Annotated in this window: 16 protein-coding genes; 12 read left to right on the top strand and 4 right to left on the bottom strand. The window is 69.4% G+C overall.

The features are described from left to right. Positions 1 to 173: 173 nt before the first annotated feature. The 5 genes from ribD to ACIPVN_RS05355 all read left to right on the top strand — a co-directional run bounded on the left by ribD (position 174) and on the right by ACIPVN_RS05355 (position 4003). Positions 174 to 1205 (top strand): bifunctional diaminohydroxyphosphoribosylaminopyrimidine deaminase/5-amino-6-(5-phosphoribosylamino)uracil reductase RibD, encoded by a 1032-nt coding sequence (gene ribD, locus ACIPVN_RS05335; protein ID WP_400440432.1) that lies wholly within the window; start codon positions 174 to 176, stop codon positions 1203 to 1205. Continuing rightward, positions 1205 to 1852, top strand: a complete 648-nt coding sequence (locus ACIPVN_RS05340) for a riboflavin synthase (protein ID WP_400440435.1) — start codon at positions 1205 to 1207, stop codon at positions 1850 to 1852. Before ribD ends, ACIPVN_RS05340 begins: the two co-directional genes overlap by 1 nt. Then, the gene (gene ribA, locus ACIPVN_RS05345; protein WP_400440437.1) at positions 1849 to 3114 is read left to right on the top strand and encodes a GTP cyclohydrolase II; all 1266 of its coding nucleotides are present in this window, start codon (positions 1849 to 1851) and stop codon (positions 3112 to 3114) included. Before ACIPVN_RS05340 ends, ribA begins: the two co-directional genes overlap by 4 nt. Further along, positions 3111 to 3584, top strand: a complete 474-nt coding sequence (ribH, locus tag ACIPVN_RS05350) for a 6,7-dimethyl-8-ribityllumazine synthase (protein WP_400440440.1) — start codon at positions 3111 to 3113, stop codon at positions 3582 to 3584. Before ribA ends, ribH begins: the two co-directional genes overlap by 4 nt. 65 nt (positions 3585 to 3649) lie before the next feature. Then, the gene (locus ACIPVN_RS05355; protein ID WP_400440443.1) at positions 3650 to 4003 is read left to right on the top strand and encodes a Fe-S protein; all 354 of its coding nucleotides are present in this window, start codon (positions 3650 to 3652) and stop codon (positions 4001 to 4003) included. Positions 4004 to 4043: 40 nt separating this feature from the next. Here the strand turns inward: ACIPVN_RS05355 and ACIPVN_RS05360 are convergent, their stop codons facing one another. Continuing rightward, entirely contained in the window at positions 4044 to 5033 is a 990-nt protein-coding gene (locus ACIPVN_RS05360) for a LacI family DNA-binding transcriptional regulator (RefSeq protein WP_400440445.1), read from the bottom strand. A gap of 159 nt (positions 5034 to 5192) precedes the next feature. On the opposite strand from ACIPVN_RS05360, the gene ACIPVN_RS05365 reads away from it, so the two are divergent. The 4 genes from ACIPVN_RS05365 (at position 5193) to ACIPVN_RS05380 (ending at position 10243) form a co-directional block, all read left to right on the top strand. After that, positions 5193 to 6110 carry a carbohydrate ABC transporter permease gene (locus ACIPVN_RS05365; protein WP_400440448.1) on the top strand — a complete coding sequence of 306 codons (918 nt, stop codon included), beginning with the start codon at positions 5193 to 5195 and terminating at the stop codon, positions 6108 to 6110. A 46-nt stretch (positions 6111 to 6156) separates the two neighbouring features. After that, positions 6157 to 7002, top strand: a complete 846-nt coding sequence (locus ACIPVN_RS05370) for a carbohydrate ABC transporter permease (protein ID WP_247624713.1) — start codon at positions 6157 to 6159, stop codon at positions 7000 to 7002. A 77-nt stretch (positions 7003 to 7079) separates the two neighbouring features. Further along, positions 7080 to 8435: an ABC transporter substrate-binding protein gene (locus ACIPVN_RS05375; protein WP_400440451.1), complete on the top strand. Its 1356-nt coding sequence runs from the start codon at positions 7080 to 7082 to the stop codon at positions 8433 to 8435. 71 nt (positions 8436 to 8506) lie between these two features. Beyond that, positions 8507 to 10243, top strand: a complete 1737-nt coding sequence (locus ACIPVN_RS05380) for a beta-galactosidase family protein (protein ID WP_400440453.1) — start codon at positions 8507 to 8509, stop codon at positions 10241 to 10243. Positions 10244 to 10267: 24 nt separating this feature from the next. Here the strand turns inward: ACIPVN_RS05380 and ACIPVN_RS05385 are convergent, their stop codons facing one another. Next, on the bottom strand, positions 10268 to 10765 hold the full coding sequence (locus ACIPVN_RS05385; protein WP_400440456.1) for a GAF domain-containing protein: 498 nt from the start codon (positions 10763 to 10765) through the stop codon (positions 10268 to 10270). Positions 10766 to 10909: 144 nt separating this feature from the next. Between ACIPVN_RS05385 and ACIPVN_RS05390 the strand changes: the two genes are divergently transcribed. Beyond that, positions 10910 to 12370 carry an MFS transporter gene (locus ACIPVN_RS05390; protein ID WP_400440459.1) on the top strand — a complete coding sequence of 487 codons (1461 nt, stop codon included), beginning with the start codon at positions 10910 to 10912 and terminating at the stop codon, positions 12368 to 12370. A 74-nt stretch (positions 12371 to 12444) separates the two neighbouring features. Here the strand turns inward: ACIPVN_RS05390 and ACIPVN_RS05395 are convergent, their stop codons facing one another. Continuing rightward, complete coding sequence (locus ACIPVN_RS05395) at positions 12445 to 13476, bottom strand: S66 peptidase family protein (RefSeq protein ID WP_400440461.1); 1032 nt, start codon at positions 13474 to 13476, stop codon at positions 12445 to 12447. Between the two features lie 133 nt (positions 13477 to 13609). On the opposite strand from ACIPVN_RS05395, the gene ACIPVN_RS05400 reads away from it, so the two are divergent. Beyond that, a complete protein-coding gene (locus ACIPVN_RS05400) occupies positions 13610 to 13816 on the top strand; it encodes an AsnC family protein (RefSeq protein WP_247623060.1) in 207 nt (68 codons plus the stop codon). 67 nt (positions 13817 to 13883) lie between these two features. Next, positions 13884 to 15785 (top strand): ABC transporter ATP-binding protein, encoded by a 1902-nt coding sequence (locus tag ACIPVN_RS05405; protein WP_400440465.1) that lies wholly within the window; start codon positions 13884 to 13886, stop codon positions 15783 to 15785. Between the two features lie 194 nt (positions 15786 to 15979). On the opposite strand, the gene ACIPVN_RS05410 is transcribed toward ACIPVN_RS05405, so the two are convergent. Next, a complete protein-coding gene (locus ACIPVN_RS05410) occupies positions 15980 to 17842 on the bottom strand; it encodes a phosphoenolpyruvate carboxykinase (GTP) (RefSeq protein ID WP_400440468.1) in 1863 nt (620 codons plus the stop codon). Positions 17843 to 17877: the final 35 nt, after the last annotated feature.

Raw genomic sequence — 17877 nt, forward strand, 5'->3', positions numbered from 1 at the left:
AACCGGCGGTGACAGTCCGCGAGCGTCTCGGTTTCGATCGAGGTGCCGATCCGGTGGAAATCCGGGACCGACGGTGATGCGGGAGAGATCCCGCTAGTCCGGAAGGGAGGCAGCACGATGCGCCGCCGTGCGCGCCGTCCGCCTCCCCCGGAGCCTTCAAAGAAGGACGACGGATGGCAGTGAACGAGACAGAGCGCGAGGCGATGAGCCGTGCTCTCGCGCTCGCGGCGCTCGGCCCCCGCGGCGTGAACCCGCAGGTCGGCGCAGTCATCCTCTCCCCCGACGGCACGATCCTCGCCGAGGGGTGGCACCACGGTGCCGGCACCCCTCACGCCGAGGTCGACGCGCTGTCGAAGCTCGCCCCCGGGGCCGCGCGCGGTGCGACGGCGGTCGTGACCCTCGAACCCTGCAACCACACCGGACGCACCGGACCGTGCGCGCTCGCGCTGATCGAGGCGGGCGTGACCCGCGTCGTCTACGCGCTCGACGATCCCGGCGCCGTGTCGGGCGGAGGCGCCGAACGCCTGCGGGCCGCGGGCGTCAGCGTCGAGGCCGGTGAGCAGGCGGATGCCGCGCACGTCGTGATCGACGGATGGCTCACCGCGCAGCGCCTCGGCCGCCCCCACGTCACCGTGAAGTGGGCGCAGAGCCTCGACGGACGCGCTGCGGCCGACGACGGCTCGAGCCAGTGGATCACCGGCCCCGCGGCCCGCGCCGATGTGCACCGCCGCCGCGCAGCGGCCGATGCCATCGTGGTAGGCACCGGCACCGTGCTCGCCGACGACCCCGCGCTCACCGCTCGCGACGGAGACACGCTCCTGCCCCACCAGCCCGTACCGGTGGTCATCGGCTCGCGCCCCACTCCGCCCGACGCGGCGGTGCGACGGCATCCGCACGCGCCGCTCTTCTTCGAGGCGCACGACCTGCACGCGGTGCTGGGCGACCTGCACGGCCGGGGCATCCAGAGCGTCTTCGTCGAAGGCGGCCCGACCCTCGCCAGCGCGTTCATCGCCGCGGGGCTCGCCGACCGCGTGCTCGCCTACGTCGCCCCCGTGCTGCTGGGCGGGAGCCGACTCGCGCTCACCGACATCGGCGTCTCGTCGATCGGCGACGCGCACCGCCTGACGATCGACGAGTGGGTGCCCCTCGGCGCCGACCTGCTCGCGATCGCCCACCCCACCGCATCGTCCGAAGGAGCCGTCTGATGTTCACCGGGATCATCGAGGAGATCGGCGAGATCACCGCCATCTCGCCGTCGGGTGACGGTTGGCGTCTGACCGTGCGCGCACCGAAAGCCGCCGCCGACGCCGTGCACGGCGAGTCGATCGCCGTCTCCGGCGTCTGCCTGACCGTGGTCGCCTCGGATGTCGATTCCTTCGACGCCGACGTCATGAAGCAGACACTCGACGTCGCGGCGCTCGGTGATGCCGCCATCGGCACCCGCGTCAACATCGAGAAGGCGATGCCCGTCGGTGCGCGCCTGGGCGGACACATCGTGCAGGGCCACGTCGACGGCGTCGGCACAGTCGTCGAGGTGCGGCCCGGGGCCCGGTGGAGCGTGCTGCGCATCGCCCTGCCCGCCGATCTCGCCCCGCTCGTCGTCGACAAGGGATCGATCTCGGTCGACGGCACCTCGCTCACCGTGAGCGCGGTGAGCGATCCTCCTGCGTCGGGCACAGGCTCCGACGAGCAGCAGTGGTTCGAGATCTCACTGATCCCCGAGACCCTCGCCGCGACGACCCTCGGCACTCGCACCGTCGGCGACCGCGTCAACCTCGAGACCGACATCCTCGCCCGGCACGTCGAGCGCCTGCTCGCGTTCCGGACCGCACCGGAAGGAGGCTCGCGATGAGCCTTTCCACGATCGCCGACGCCCTCGACGCCTTGCGCGCCGGGCGCCCCGTCCTCGTCGCCGACGACGAGAACCGCGAGAACGAGGGCGACGTCATCCTGTCGGCCGAACTCGCCACCCCCGAGTGGGTCGCCTGGACCGTGCGCTGGTCGTCCGGATTCATCTGCGCGCCGATGCCCGCCGACCGCGCCGACGACCTCAACCTGCAGCCGATGGTCGCCGCGAGCGAAGACGCGCGCGCCACCGCCTACACTGTGAGCGTCGATGCCGCCGAGGGCGTCACCACCGGTATCAGCGCGCACGACCGCGCACACACCCTCAACGTGCTCGCGAACCCCGGCTCGACGGCCACGAGCATCATCCGCCCGGGGCACGTTCTGCCGCTGCGCGCGGTCGACGGAGGCGTGCGCGAACGCAGCGGACACACCGAGGCCGCCGTCGACCTGATGCGCCTCGCGGGACTGCAGCCGGTGGGGGCGATCGCCGAGGTCGTCGCCGAGGACGGCAGCATGATGCGGATGCCGGGGCTCCTCGAACTCGGGGCCCGCGACGGTGTGCCCGTCATCACGATCGAGCAGCTGATCGACCACCTCAACGAGATCGACCCGCAGGGCGACAACGGTCCGGTGCGCAATCGCCGCGTGAGCCTGCGCGCCGATGCGACCGTGCCGACCACCCACGGAACCTTCCGCTTCCTCGCCTATAAGGACCGCGTCACCGGCACCGACCACATCGCCGTCGTCTCGGGCGAGCCGCAGGAGACCGCGCTCGTGCGCGTGCACTCCGAGTGCCTGACCGGCGAGGCCTTCGGATCGCTCAAGTGCGAATGCGGCCCCCAGCTCGACGCCGCGCTCGATGCGATCGAGCAGGACGGCGGCATCGTCATCTACATGCGGGGTCACGAGGGACGCGGCATCGGGCTCATCAACAAGCTCCGCGCCTACAGCCTGCAGGAGGAGGGACTCGACACGGTCGACGCGAACCTCGCGCTCGGGCTGCCGGCCGATGCCCGCGAATACGCAGCGGCCGCCGGTATCCTCGCCGATCTCGGTGTGTCGAAGGTGCGCCTGCTGACGAACAACATCGACAAGGTGAACCAGCTGCGCGAGCTCGGCCTCGACGTGGTCGAGCAGGTGCCGCTGATCGTCGGCGTCGGACCCAACAACCACCAGTATCTCGAGACCAAGCGTGACCGCATGGGTCACATCATCGGCGAGGACGAGCTCAAGGCCGCCCTCGCAGGACGGAAGGACGACGCATGAGCGGCGCAGGAGCACCCACGACCGGGAACATCGACGGACGCGGACTCGACGTCGTCATCATCGCCGGCACCTGGCACGACACCATCACGAACGGCCTCATCGCCGGGGCCGAGCGCGTGCTGAACGACGCTCGGGCCACGCACCGCCTCGTGCGCGTGCCGGGGTCGTTCGAACTCGCCGTCGCCGCCCAGGCCGCCTTCGCCGGTGGCGCGGATGCGGTGGTCGCGCTCGGCGTGATCATCCGCGGCGGCACCCCGCACTTCGAATACGTCTCGGCGGCGACGACCAACGGTCTCACACGCGTCTCGCTCGACACCGGCAAGCCCGTCGGCTTCGGCGTGCTCACCCTCGACGACGAGCAGCAGGGTCTCGACCGTGCGGGTCTCGAGGGATCGAAGGAGGACAAGGGCGCCGAGGCAGCGGATGCCGCACTGCGCACCGCCCTCGTCATCAAGGAGCTCCGCGGCTGAACACCCGTTGAGGCGAGCCTGCCCTTCGTAGCGGAGGGACGGCGCGGAATCGTACCGTGAGGGTCATGGAGACCCTGCGCCACATCGTTCTCTTCGTCCACCTGATCGGCTTCGCCGTGCTCTTCGGAGCCTGGGCGGCGCAGGCTTTCGGCGGCAAGCGCGTCTTCACGCGGCTGATGAGCATCGGCATGGCGATCGCCGCAGTCGCCGGTCTCGCTCTCGCCGCACCCTGGGGCATCTCGTACGAGCTGAACTACGTCAAGATCGGCGTGAAGCTCGTGCTGCTGCTCGTCATCGGCGCACTGCTCGGCATCGGCACCGCGCGGCAGAAGCGCGGAGCGCCGGTGCCCCCGATCATGTTCTGGCTGGTCGGCATCCTCACCGCGGCGAACGCCGCCATCGCCGCGATCTGGCGCTGAGCCGACTCGCTTCGACTGTTCGTCGCCCGTCGTCGCTCGCTCAGAAACCGGCGCGCGGGGGTGCCGTGCTCTCGCGGACGACGAGTTCGGTGCCGACGAGGGGCGTCTGGGCGACCTCTCCCCCGTCGAGTTCGGCGAGCAGCGCGTCGACCGCGAGCGCACCCACCTTCTCGGGGTGCTGCTGCACCGTCGTGAGCGGCGGCCAGATCTGCGCCGCATCGGGCAGTCCGTCGAACCCGACCACGCTGACGTCGCTCGGAATGTCGCGGCCTGCCTCGCGGAACGCGCGCACCACACCGATCGCCATCTGGTCGTTGGCGGCGAACACGGCGGTGACGTCGTCGCGGTCGCGCAACTCGACACCGGCCCGGTACCCGGAGGCAGCGCTCCAGTCCCCCGGGATCATCTCGGGAACTCGGCGACCGCGCTCCTCCAGCGTCGACCGCCAGGCCTCGCGGCGACGTTCGGCGGAGTAGGACTCGGTCGGACCTGACACATGCCAGACGGTCTCGTGCCCGAGGTCGAGCAGGTGCTCGGTGGCGAGCCGGGCGCCCTGCGCCTGGTCGGTGTCGACGAACGGATGCGTCGAGCCGCGATTGGAATCGACGAGCACGATCGGCAACCCGTCGGGGATCTCGACCTCCGCCTCGTCGAGCTGATGGGCCTCGACCACGATGATGATGCCGTCGACGGCGTGCTCCTCGAGTCGGCGGAACGCGCCCGCCACGGTCTCGCGGGCGCTGGACTCGACCGGGATCAAGGTGAGCGCGTAACCCATCTGCGAGGCGCGCACGGCGATCGCGTCGAGGGTGCGCTGGTTGCCGTAGGAGCTGAACGAGAACATGATCACGCCGATGGCACGGAACCGCCCCGACCGCAGAGCCCTGGCCGCGCTGTTAGGACGATAGCCGAGCTGCTGCATCGCCTGCTCGACACGCTCGCGCGTCGCCGCACCGACGTAGCCGCGCGCGTTCACCACTCGCGAGACGGTCTGCCCGGAGACACCCGCCTCACGCGCCACGTCTTCCATCGAGGGGTCTCGTCGCCGCGGCGACTGCTCTGTCGAGGATTCCAGGGACACGATTGATCATCCATTCATGTGTTGACGTTGACACACTAGCAGCGCATCGCATATGTTGACGTTGACACACGGCGCAGTGAGCGCCTGGACTTGGAGAAGGTCTCGTCGATGACGACTGAAATCATTGCGGCCCCCGGAGCCGCCGGCATCCGCCGCCGCGAAAAGCGCGACTGGAAGGGCTGGGCCTTCGTCGGCCCGTTCATGCTCGTGTTCGCGCTGGTGTTCCTCACCCCGCTCGCGTACGCCCTGTACCTCAGCTTCTTCCAGGAGAAGCTCGTCGGCGGCAACGCGTTCGTCGGCGTCGACAACTACGTACGCGCCCTCACCGATCCCCAGTTCTGGGAGGCGTTCGGCCGGGTGCTGATCTTCCTCGTCGTGCAGGTGCCGATCATGCTCGCCCTCGCCCTCGGTGCGGCTCTCGCCCTCGACAGCGCACGCCTGCGCGGCGCCTCGTTCTTCCGCATCCTGATCTTCCTGCCGTACGCGGTTCCCGCGGTCGTCGCGGTGCTCATGTGGGGCTACATCTACGGCGACCAGTTCGGTCTGACGTCGAACTTCAACGATTTCCTCGGCAGCGACCTCATCACCCCGTTCGCCCGGGAATGGATCCTCGTGTCGATCGGAAACATCGTGACGTGGCAGTTCGTCGGCTACAACATGCTGATCTTCTACTCCTCGCTCAAGACGATCCCCACCGAGATGTACGAGGCGGCCTCGCTCGACGGCGCCGGCGCCTGGCGCACGATCTTCTCCATCAAGATCCCCTCCGTGCGCGGCGCGCTCGTCATCGCCACGATCTTCTCGATCATCGGCAGCTTCCAGCTCTTCAACGAGCCCAACATCCTGCGCCCTCTCGCCCCGAATGTGATCACGACGTACTTCACACCCAACATGTACGCGTACAACCTCTCGTTCGCCGGGCAGCAGTTCAACTACGCCGCGACGATCGCCATCATCATGGGCATCATCACGGCCGTGATCGCCTACGTCGTGCAACTGCGCGGCTCGAAGCCGGAGGTGCGCTGAGATGGCACTCCCCCTCGCCCGCTCCTCGCGCAAGCGCAACGACCCCATGAACCCGCGGTCGTCGAAGACGCTGCTGATCGTGATGGTCGTGTACGCGCTGTACACGCTCGTGCCGCTCGTCTGGCTGCTGTTCAGCTCGACCAAGACGCAGTCGGGGCTCTTCAGCTCGTTCGGCCTCTGGTTCGCCGACGACTTCGCGTTCATCGACAACCTGGTCGCGACGTTCTCGTTCCGGGACGGCATCTTCCTGCGCTGGCTGGGCAACACCCTGCTGTACGTCGTGGTGGGCGCGGGCGGCGCGACGCTGCTCGCGACCATGGCGGGATACGGCCTGGCGAAGTACCGCTTCCCCGGCCGACGCGCCGTCTTCGCGATCGTGCTCGGCGCGGTCGCGGTGCCCGGTACGGCGCTCGCGGTGCCCACCTTCCTGCTCTTCAGCGAGCTGGGGCTGACGAACACCCCCTGGGCGGTCATCATCCCGTCGCTCATCAGCCCGTTCGGTCTCTACCTCATCTGGGTGTTCGCCTCGGAATCCGTGCCGACCGAGTTGCTGGAAGCTGCTCGCATCGACGGCGCCGGGGAGTTCCGCACGTTCTTCACGATCTCGATGCGCCTGCTCGCACCCGGCATCGTGACCGTCGCCCTCTTCACGGTCGTCGCGACGTGGAACAACTACTTCCTGCCCCTGATCATGCTCTCCGATCCCGCCTGGTACCCGCTCACCGTGGGTCTGAACCAGTGGAGCTCGCAGGCGATCGGTGCCGGATCCCAGCCGATCTACAACCTCGTGATCATGGGCTCGCTGCTCACGATCATCCCGATCGTGATCGCCTTCCTGCTGCTGCAGCGGTTCTGGCAGTCAGGTCTCACCGCGGGAAGCGTCAAGCAGTAAGAGTCGCGTTCCCCGCACCTCGCATCGCAGAAAACCGTCGATCCGACGCTGGATCGCACCCCCGAAAGGACACAGCAATGAAGCACCTTCCTCACCCCGCTGCGCGCCGCACCCTGACGGTGCTCGCAGCCGGCACCGTCGCAGCCCTCGCGCTGGCCGGCTGCAGCACCGGAGGCGCCGGTGGCGGCAGCGCCGCCGGCGACGGCTCGTTCGACTCGGTCGAGGCCGCGCTCGAGAAGGGCGGCGAGATCACGTACTGGTCGTGGACCCCCTCCGCTGAGGCGCAGGCCGCGGCGTTCATGGAGGAGTACCCGAACGTCAAGGTCAACGTCGTCAACGCCGGCACCAACACCGACGAGTACACGAAGCTGCAGAACGCCATCAAGGCGGGCTCCGGTGCACCCGACGTCGTGCAGGTCGAGTACTACGCCTTCCCGCAGTTCGCCCTCACGGACGCCTTCGTCGACCTGTCGCAGTACGGCTTCGGCGACTTCGAGGACGACTACACCGCCTCGACCTGGAACTCGGTCACCGACGGCGACGCCATCTACGGCCTCCCCCAGGACTCGGGCCCCATGGCCCTGTTCTACAACAAGGCCGTCTTCGACGCCGCCGGCATCGCCGTGCCGACCACGTGGGACGAGTACTACGAGGCCGCGAAGGCCATCCACGCCGCGAACCCCGACGCGTACATCACCAACGACACCGGCGACGCGGGCTTCGCGACGTCGATGATCTGGCAGGCCGGCGGCCAGCCCTTCTCGACCGACGGCACCGACGTCACGATCGACCTGCAGGACGAGGGCTCGAAGAAGTGGACCGAGAACTGGAACCGCCTCGTCGAGGAAGACCTCGTCGCCCCGGTCAGCAGCTGGAGCGATGAGTGGTTCCGCGCCCTCGGCGACGGCAGCATCGCGACCCTCGTGATCGGCGCCTGGATGCCCGGCAACCTCATCTCGGGTGCGCCCGACGGTGCCGGTGACTGGCGCGTCGCCCCGATGCCGACCTACGACGGCACCCCCGCCAGCGCCGAGAACGGCGGCGGCGGCCAGGCGGTGACCACGCAGAGCGAGAACCCGGAGCTCGCGGCCGGATTCCTGTGGTGGCTCAACAACTCCGAGGACAGCATCTCGCTGTTCCTCGAGAGCGGCGGGTTCCCGTCGACCTCCGCCGAGCTGTCGAGCGAGGAGTTCCTCTCGGACGCCCCGGAGTACTTCGGCGGCCAGAAGATCAACGAGGTGCTCGCCGCTGCGGCCGAGGACGTCGTGCCCGACTGGAGCTACCTCCCCTACCAGGTCTACGGCATCAGCATCTTCGGTGACACCGTCGGCCAGGCCTACCAGAACGGTACCGACCTGAACGAGGGCCTCATCGCCTGGCAGGACGCGCTGGTCGAGTACGGGAACTCGCAGGGCTTCAGCGTCAACAAGTAACACGGTGGCCGGATCGGGCCCGAGCCTCGGGACCCGATCCGGCCGCTTCTCTACCGAAAGCACTTCACATCGTGACCTCCTTCACCATCGGCGACACCGACTTCCTCCGCGACGGACGGAAGCACCAGGTCATCGCCGGCGCCCTGCACTACTTCCGCATCCACCCGGATCAGTGGCAGGACCGCATCCGCAAGGCGCGTCTGATGGGTCTCAACACGATCGAGACCTACGTCGCCTGGAACGCGCACGAGCCTCGGCGCGGCGAGTGGGATGCCACGGGGTGGAACGACCTCGGTCGTTTCCTCGACCTCGTGCACGCCGAGGGGATGGACGCGATCGTGCGCCCCGGACCGTACATCTGCGCCGAGTGGCACAACGGCGGCCTGCCGACCTGGTTGACCGCCGGCGGGCGCGCCCTGCGCTCCTCCGATCCGGCGTTCCTCGCCGACATCAGCGCCTACCTGCACCGCGTATACGAGATCGTCGCCCCGCGGCAGATCGATCGCGGGGGTCCCGTCGTGCTCGTGCAGATCGAGAACGAGTACGGCGCCTACGGGTCCGACAAGGCCTACCTCGAAGCCCTCGTCGCCCTCACCCGCGAGGCCGGGATCACGGTGCCGCTCACGACCGTCGACCAGCCCACCGATCAGATGCTCGCCGATGGCAGCCTGCCCTATCTCCACAAGACCGGCTCGTTCGGATCGCGCAGCGCCGAGCGCCTCGCGACCCTGCGCGCGCACCAGCCCACCGGTCCCCTCATGTGCTCCGAGTTCTGGGACGGATGGTTCGACTGGTGGGGCGGCGTGCACCACACCACCGACGTGGACGCCGCGGCATCCGATCTCGACGCTCTGCTCGCCGCAGGGGCGTCGGTGAACATCTACATGTTCCACGGCGGCACGAACTTCGGCCTGACGAACGGCGCGAACCACAAGGGCCGCTACCTCCCGATCGTCACGTCGTACGACTACGACGCCCCGCTCGACGAGGCCGGCGACCCGACGGCGAAATTCTTCGCCTTCCGCGATGTGATCGCGAAGTACGCGCCGGTTCCCGACGAGCTGCCAGCGCCCGCGGCATCCGCCCCGGTCGCGAGCGTCGAGCTCACGTCCGCCGGCGCATGGACAGATGCCGCCGCATCCGCTTCTCCCGCGTCTCTCCCCGCCACGTTCGATGCGCTGGGGCACCTCAGCGCCCTCGTGCGCTACGACGTCGCCCTGCCCCCGATGAGTGCCCCCGGCCTGCTCACGGTCGACGAGGTGCGCGACCTCGCCTGGGTGAGCGTCGACGGCCAGCCCCTCGGCACTCTGTCGCGCACGCGGCACGATCAGGCGCTGCGGATCCCCGCCGGTCGCACCCTCAGCATCCTCGTCGAGGAGCAGGGCCGCGTGAACTACGACCATCGTCTCGGCGAGGAGAAGGGGCTGATCGGCGCACCGATGCTCGACGGGACACCCCTCAGCGACTGGACCTCGACTCCGCTCGACGTGCAGGCCATCTCCGACGAGGTCGCGACCCGCTCCGCTCCGCGATCGGGAGACGGCCCCCGTGCCTGGACCGGAGACCTCGCATTGGACGCTCCGGCCGACCTCTTCCTCGACACCGGCGCGTGGAGCAAGGGATACGCGTTCGTGAACGGCTTCTTCCTCGGCCGCTACTGGCGCAACGGACCGCAGCGCACGCTGTTCGTCCCCGCGCCGGCGACCTGTGCCGGGGCGAACCGCGTCGTCGTGCTCGAGCTCGAGGAGCTGCTCTCGCCGCGTGCGGAGTTCGTGCGCGGACTGTGCCTCGGCGACACCGAGGAGTGAGCGCACACGGCGCGGAGCGCGCGCTCAGGCCTCGCCGCGGTGCCGCCGCCAGATCGCTGCGGTGGGTGGCGTGACGCCCTCGGCGCGGATGCGCTGCCAGTTGCGCCCTCCGCGACCGAAGGCCGCCTGTACGGCACCGGGGAGGAGGCTTTCCTCGATCGGCTCGAGGAGCCAGTCGCAGCGGCGCACATGCACGAGGTCCGCGGCGAGCGCGGCCTCCGTGGCGTCGTAGGTCCACGGCCCGGTGATCCTCCCGAGATAGCTCGAGCCGTCGACGTCGCGCGTCCAGACGTAGGCCCCGACCGGCGCCTTGGCGAAGCGCTCGATCCTCCAGGCCAGGCGGATGCCGCTCTGCTCGTCGGCACGGACGAGCGCGGACTCCAGAGTCGTCGGCGGGGGCGAGACCCGGCCGCCGATGCCGCAGATCCCGAGCTGGAGCGCGCGCTCGGCCCCGACGCCCCGCGGCACGGCGTCGTCGCGCGAACGCATCGGTGCCCGATACACGGGCGTCTCGGTCGCCATGCAGTGTCCCTCCGACGCCCCGACTCTACGCATCGCGTCATATAGCGCCTCACGACCCGGCCCGGCGCACAGGGAACACTCAGGAAGGCGTAAACTCGCCCGAGTGCCTCGGTATGCCCGGGGTGCTTATTCCTAAGGAGCAGCATGAGTACGACCACAGCGCCGGCGAATCCCCGCTCGCGTGTCATCACCGCGAGCTTGGTCGGCACGACCATCGAGTTCTACGACTTCTACGCCTACGCCACGGCGGCCGTGCTCGTGTTCCCGGTCCTCTTCTTCCCGACCGGCAACGACACCACCTCGCTTCTCGCCTCGTTCGGCGTCTTCGGGGCGGCGATGGTCGCCCGCCCCATCGGCGCGGTGGTCTTCGGACACTTCGGCGACAAGTACGGCCGCAAGGCGACGCTCGTCGCGTCGCTGCTCACGATGGGTATCGCGACGTTCCTCATCGGGCTCCTGCCCACGTTCCAGCAGATCGGCTGGGTGGCCGCGCTCCTCCTGCTGATCATGCGTCTCGCGCAGGGCTTCGCCCTGGGCGGCGAGTGGTCGGGTGCGGCCCTGGTCGCCACCGAGAACGCCCCGAAGGGCAAGCGCGCCTGGTACGGCACCTTCCCGCAGCTGGGCGCCCCGCTCGGGTTCATCATCGCGAACCTGCTGTTCCTCAGCATCAACTGGCTGCTTCCCCACGCCGAGAACCCGGCGCTGAAATCCGAGGCGTTCCTCTCGTGGGGCTGGCGCATCCCGTTCCTGTTCTCGGCCGTGATGGTCATCATCGGCCTGTGGGTGCGTCTGCGCCTTGTCGAGTCCGACACCTTCAAGAAGGCCGAGACGAAGGGCACGATCCGCAAGCTGCCTCTCGCGACCGTCTTCCGCCACCACTGGAAGCAGCTCATCCTCGGCACGTTCTTCATGCTGGCGACGTACGTGCTGTTCTATCTGATGACGAACTTCACGCTGTCGTACGGCACGAAGGCGGCCTCGCTCGAGACGGCATCCGCTGCTGCACAGGCGGCCGCGGAGGCCGCCGGCAACGACTTCGACGCGTCGGCGTTCGCCGCCCAGTTCTACCCCGGTCTCGGCTTCGGCTACACGGACTTCGTGCTCATGCAGATCATCGGTGTCGTGTTCTTCGGAATCTTCACCCTGCTCTCGGGCCCCATCGCCGACAAGATCGGCCGCCGCAAGCTGCTGCTCTGGGTCACGGGCCTCATCATCGTCTTCGGTCTGACGTTCAACGCGTTCCTGCTGCCGGCCGTCGACCCGAAGTTCACCGGGGCGCTCGCCCAGGCGTTCCTCGTGTTCGGCTTCATGCTCATGGGCGCCACCTTCGGCCCGATGGGCGCGCTGCTGCCCGAGCTGTTCCCGACGAACGTGCGCTACTCGGGTTCGGCGATCTCGTACAACGTCTCGTCGATCCTCGGTGCGGCCGTGGCCCCGCTCATCGCGGTATGGCTGTGGCAGGCCGGCGGCGGTGCCCCGTGGCTCGTGGGTCTGTACCTCTCGGCCATGGGCGTTCTGACGTTCATCGCCCTGATGCTCTCGAAGGAGACCAAGGACGTCGACTACGAGGACGACCTCGGCGTGGCGGCGACGCCGCAGCCGTAACGGCATCCCCTCGAAACGCCCTCGGCCCTCCCGGTCCGGGGGCGTTTCTCGTGCCGTTCGCGCTGGGCTGACAGTCAGTAGTCGGCGAAGATGCGGTGCGCCGCGCCGTCGAGGGTCATCGTGCCGCCGTAGGGCACGATCCACTGCGGGCGCGTGTGCCCGAACGGCGGGCCGACGCACACGACGGCCTCGGGGTTGTAGCGGGTGACGACGTCGATCACGACATCGCGCTGGGCATCTCGAAGAGATCGCGCCTCGTCTGCCGACGGGCTGAAGTCGAAGTCGCTCACCGGAGGTCGCGCCACGACGACGCCGGCCACGGCGGAGAGGATGCCGCGCTCCCCGAGACCGCGCAACCACCTGTTCACCCAGCTCGCCGGCGGACGCTCCTCGCTCGTCTCGAGAAGCAGGATCGATCCGGCCACAGAGTCGACCGAGGGCATCCGATCCGCGAGGGCCAGACCGTCGATGACCTCGAGGCATCCGCCCCAGGTGCGCCCGGTGACCGCACGCCGCGGGCCCGCCCACGTCCAGGGCTCGGTCGGGGTGCGTTCGCCGTACTCGCTGAGCGCCCGCGGATCGGCCCAGCGTCGGCCGATGTCCTCCGATTCACCGGGTTCGGTGAGCTCCACCGTGCCGCGGTCGAGGAGCGCCGCGCGCAGCGACAGCAGGTGCACGTCGTCGATCGCGGGGCCGGGTCCGAGGTGCACGGCGGTCGAGCCGCCGTAGTAGCCGCGGACGCCGAGTCCCCACAGCCAGTTCAAGATGTTGGTGTTGTCGCTGTACCCGAGGAACGGCTTCGGATCGGCGAGCGCCAGAACGGGATCGAGATGCGGCACGACGAGGATCTGATCATCGCCGCCGATGGTCGCGAGGATCGCCCGGATGCTCGGATCGGCGAAGGCCTCGTTGACGTCGGCGGCCCGCGCCTCCGGGCTCGCGTCGAGGAGGCGCGTGGTCGGGTACTCGACAGGGACGAGTCCGGTGAGGTCGGCGAGACGCCGCAGTGCCTGCTCGTGGATGTCGGGGGCGACGGCCGGTGCCGCGAAAGCGGGCGACAGGACCGCGATGCGGTCACCGGGGCGGAGTACGGGGGTGTCGAGCATCCGTCCAGTCTGCCAACCCGGGTTTCGATTCGGGCATTCTGCCGTCTTTCGGAGGGTGGCGCACGACAAGGCGAGCGACTCGAAGCGTCAAGAAGTGTTGACGACCGCGCGGCACGTCAACTACCGTTGACGTATGAGCATCCGCACCGCGATCGCGACCGACCCCGAGGGCGAGCCCCTCGCCGAACTGAACCGGCTCACGGCACTGCGCCGCGAGATCTCACGCGCCGAGGAGGCCCAGGTGCGTCGAGCGCGCAACGGCGGCTACTCCTGGCAGGCCATCGCCAGCGCCCTCGGCGTCTCGAAGCAGGCCGCGCATCGCCGGTTCGGGCGATCCTGAGCGACCGCAGACGCCCTCTGCACGAAGTACGGTCGTAGTACCCCCTTATCTCAGAACGAGGTCTTCCATGTCCCGGACGGCGACACCGCGCCGACGCGGACGCGGCGCGCAGCAGGACGGTCCGCGCGCCACGTTCCGCCAGCTCCTCCCCTTCCTGTTCGAGCACAAGCGCACGCTCGTCGTCGTGGCCGTGCTCAGCGTCTTCGGCGCCGCGACCTCGCTGGTGCAACCACTGCTCGTCGGGCAGGTCATCGAAGCCGTGCAGTCCGGAGGCACGCTGGGGATCCTGGTGTGGCTGCTGATCGGTTTCGTGATCGTGTCGTCGATCATCTCCGGCTTCCAGCACTACCTGCTGCAGCGCACCGGCACGGCGGTCGTGCTCTCCAGCCGCCGCAAGCTCATCGCCCGCATCCTGCATCTTCCGACCTCGGAGTTCGACGCGCGCCGCACCGGCGATCTCGTCTCGCGCGTCGGCACCGACACCACGCTGCTCTACGCCGTGCTCACTCAGGGACTGGCGGATGCCGTCGGCAGCGCCGTGCTGTTCGTGGGAGCCCTCATCGCCATGCTCGTGATCGACCCGATCCTGCTGCTGCTGATCGTGCTCGTGATCGGCGTCTCCGTGGTCGTCGTGGTGGCGCTCAGCGGCCGCATCCGCACGGCCTCGACGGCACAGCAGCAGAAGGTCGGCGAGCTGGCGTCCGGTGTCGAACGCGCGGTGGGCTCCATCCGCACGATCCGCGCGTCCGGTGCGACCGAGCGCGAGACGGCGACGGTCTCGCGGACGGCCGACGAGGCATACGGCATCGGCGTGCGGATCGCGAAGATCTCCTCGCTCGTGGTGCCGGTCGCCGGCATCGCCCTGCAGCTCTCCCTGATCGTCGTGCTCGGCGTCGGCGGGTTCCGGGTCGCCGCCGGCGCTCTCTCGATCGCCTCGCTGATCGCGTTCATCATGTTCCTCTTCCTGCTGGTGATGCCGCTCGCCACGACGTTCGGGGCGATCACCTCGGTCAATCAGGCGCTCGGCGCGCTCGGCCGCATCCAGGAGGTGCTCGATCTGCCGACCGAGACGCAGGACGACGAGCGGATCGCCGCCGATATCGCGCGCACCGCGCCTGCACCGGACGCTCCCGCGATCGAGTTCCGCGACGTGCACTTCCGCTACCCCGATAACGTGGTCGCCGCGCGCGAGGCTGCGGCGAGGGCCGCCCGGACGCTCCTCGAAGACGCCCACGTCGAGAAGCCGGAGACGACACTCGACACCGACACCGCAGCAGACGCCTCCGACCGCGAGGTGCTGCGCGGCGTCTCGTTCGCCGTTCCCCGCGGCGCCCGCGTCGCTCTCGTCGGGCCCAGCGGCGCCGGCAAGAGCACGATCCTCTCGCTCGTCGAGCGCTTCTACGACCCGACGGGCGGGTCGATCCGCGTGCACGGGTACGACGCGCGCACCTACCCCCGCGACGAACTGCGTGCCCACTTCGGTTACGTCGAGCAGGATGCTCCGACCCTCGCCGGCACGCTCGCCGACAACCTGCGACTCGCCTCCCCCTCGGCATCCGATGCGGACTGCGAACGGGTCCTGCGCGCGGTCAACCTCGGCGACGTGCTCGAGCGCAGCCCGCTCGGCCTTGCGGCAGCGGTCGGCGAGGACGGCGTGATGCTCTCGGGCGGCGAGCGCCAGCGACTCGCGATCGCCCGCGCTCTGCTCACCGACGCACCGATCCTGCTGCTCGACGAGTCGACCTCCTCGCTCGACGGCGTGAACGAGCAGCGCATGCGCGAGGCGATCGACGCCGTCTCGAACGACCGCACCCTCGTGGTGATCGCGCACCGGCTCTCGACCGTCATCGACAGCGACCTCATCGTGGTGCTGCAGGACGGCGCGGTGGTCGGCCAGGGCACGCACGCGGAACTCGTCGAGTCGACGCCGCTGTACCGCGACCTCGCCCGCCACCAGCTGCTCGCCTGATCCGGCTACGTCACCCGGCCGCACGACCACATGACGCGACGCGCACGGAAAGTCGCGACGGCGGGATGCCGGAGACCACTCAGCCATGGGTTCGTCTCCGACATCCCGCCGTCGCGGGTCTGTGCGCGCGTCCCCGGACGGGGCCCCGCAGAGGTGCCGGCTCCCCCGAACCGGCACCTGGCCCTGCGCTCCGGCTACGCCTTCTCGAGGCGGTACCGGAGCGACGCCAGTTCGGCACGCAGTGCGGCCGGAAGCCGGTCGCCGAACGTGTCGTAGAACTCCTCGGTGCGATCGGCCTCGACCCGCCAGGCCGCCGGGTCGACCTCGAACAGCTCGTCGAGGTCGGCCTGCGGGATGTCGAGTCCGTCGAGGTTGAGGTCCTGCGTGCGCGGCAGGCGCCCGATCGGGCTGTCGACGGCCGGCACCTCGCCGGCGATCCGGCGGATGATCCAGTCGACGACCCGCGAGTTGTCGCCGAACCCGGGCCACAGGAAGCGGCCGTCGTCGCCGCGACGGAACCAGTTGACCTGGAAGATGCGCGGCGCGCGGTCGAACCGCAGACCGCGACCGACCTTCAGCCAGTGGCCGAAGTAGTCGCCCATGTTGTAGCCGCAGAACGGGAGCATCGCGAAGGGATCGCGGCGCAGCTCGCCGAGGGTTCCCTCGGCCGCGGCGGTGCGCTCGGACGAGATGTTCGAGCCGAGGAAGACGCCGTGGGTCCAGTCGGTCGCCTCCACGACCAGCGGAACGTTGCTGGCGCGGCGACCGCCGAACAGGATGACGTCGAGCGGCACGGCCTCCTCCCAGTCCTCGGCGATCTGCGGGCACTGGGCCGCGGAGACCGTGAACCGGGAGTTCGGGTGCGCGGCCGGGCGCCCCGAGTCCGGCGTCCAGGCATTGCCCTCCCAATCGGTGAGCTCGGCGGGAGCGGTGTCGGTCAGCCCCTCCCACCACACGTCGCCGTCGGGACGCAGCGCGACGTTCGTGAAGATCGTGTTGCCCCACAGCGTCTCGACCGCCGTGACGTTGGTCGCCTCGCCCGTGCCCGGAGCGACGCCGAAGAAGCCCGCCTCGGGGTTGATCGCCCAGAGGCGCCCGTCGTCGCCCGGGCGGATCCATGCGATGTCGTCACCGAGCGTCTCGACCTTCCATCCGGGGATCGTCGGGCGCAGCATCGCGAGGTTCGTCTTGCCGCACGCCGAGGGGAATGCCGCGGCCACGTGGTAGGCCGTCCCCTGCGGGTCGATCACGCGGATCAGCAGCATGTGCTCGGCGAGCCAGCCCTCGTCGCGAGCGATCACCGAGGCGATGCGCAGCGCGAAGCACTTCTTGGCGAGGATCGCGTTGCCGCCGTAGCCCGAGCCGTACGAGAACACCTCGAGGGTGTCGGGGAAGTGCACGATGTACTTCTCGTCGTTGCACGGCCACTCGGCATCCGCCTGTCCCGGCGCGAGCGGCGCACCGACGGTGTGCGCGGTGCGCACCCACGGGGCACCGTCCGCGATCTGCCGGGTGACCACATCGCCGACGCGCGTCATGATGCCGATCGAGGCGACCGCGTAGGCGCTGTCGGTGATCTGCACGCCGATGTGCGAGAGCGGGCCGCCGACCGCACCCATCGAGAACGGCACGACGTACATCGTGCGTCCGCGCATGGACCCGGTGAAGAGGCCCGTCATCTTCTCGCGCATCTCGGCGGGCGGTGCCCAATTGTTCGTGGGGCCGGCGTCCTCCTCCTTCTCGGAGGAGATGAACGTGCGCCCCTCGGTGCGGGCGACGTCGCTGGGGTGCGAGCGGGCGAGGTACGAGCCGGGACGCCACTCGGGGTTGAGCTTGATGAGCTTGCCCTCGGCGACGAGGCCGCGCAGCAGCCAGTCGTTCTCGGCGCGCGACCCGTCGACCCAGTGCACGGAATCGGGCTGCGTCAGCTCCGCCATCTCGTCGACCCAGGCCACCAGCTCCGCCATCGCGGGAGTGTCATAAGCCGGCACCGCGCCGAAGGTGCGCGCGGCGGCGACGGGCGAGGTGCGAGGGGTGAAGACTTCGGCGATGGCCATGGGCTGCTCCTTTGAAGTGTGGGGCGTTGTTCCCA

The organism is Microbacterium sp. NPDC090003 (assembly GCF_044748385.1).
In the GTDB taxonomy this organism is placed as follows: domain Bacteria; phylum Actinomycetota; class Actinomycetes; order Actinomycetales; family Microbacteriaceae; genus Microbacterium.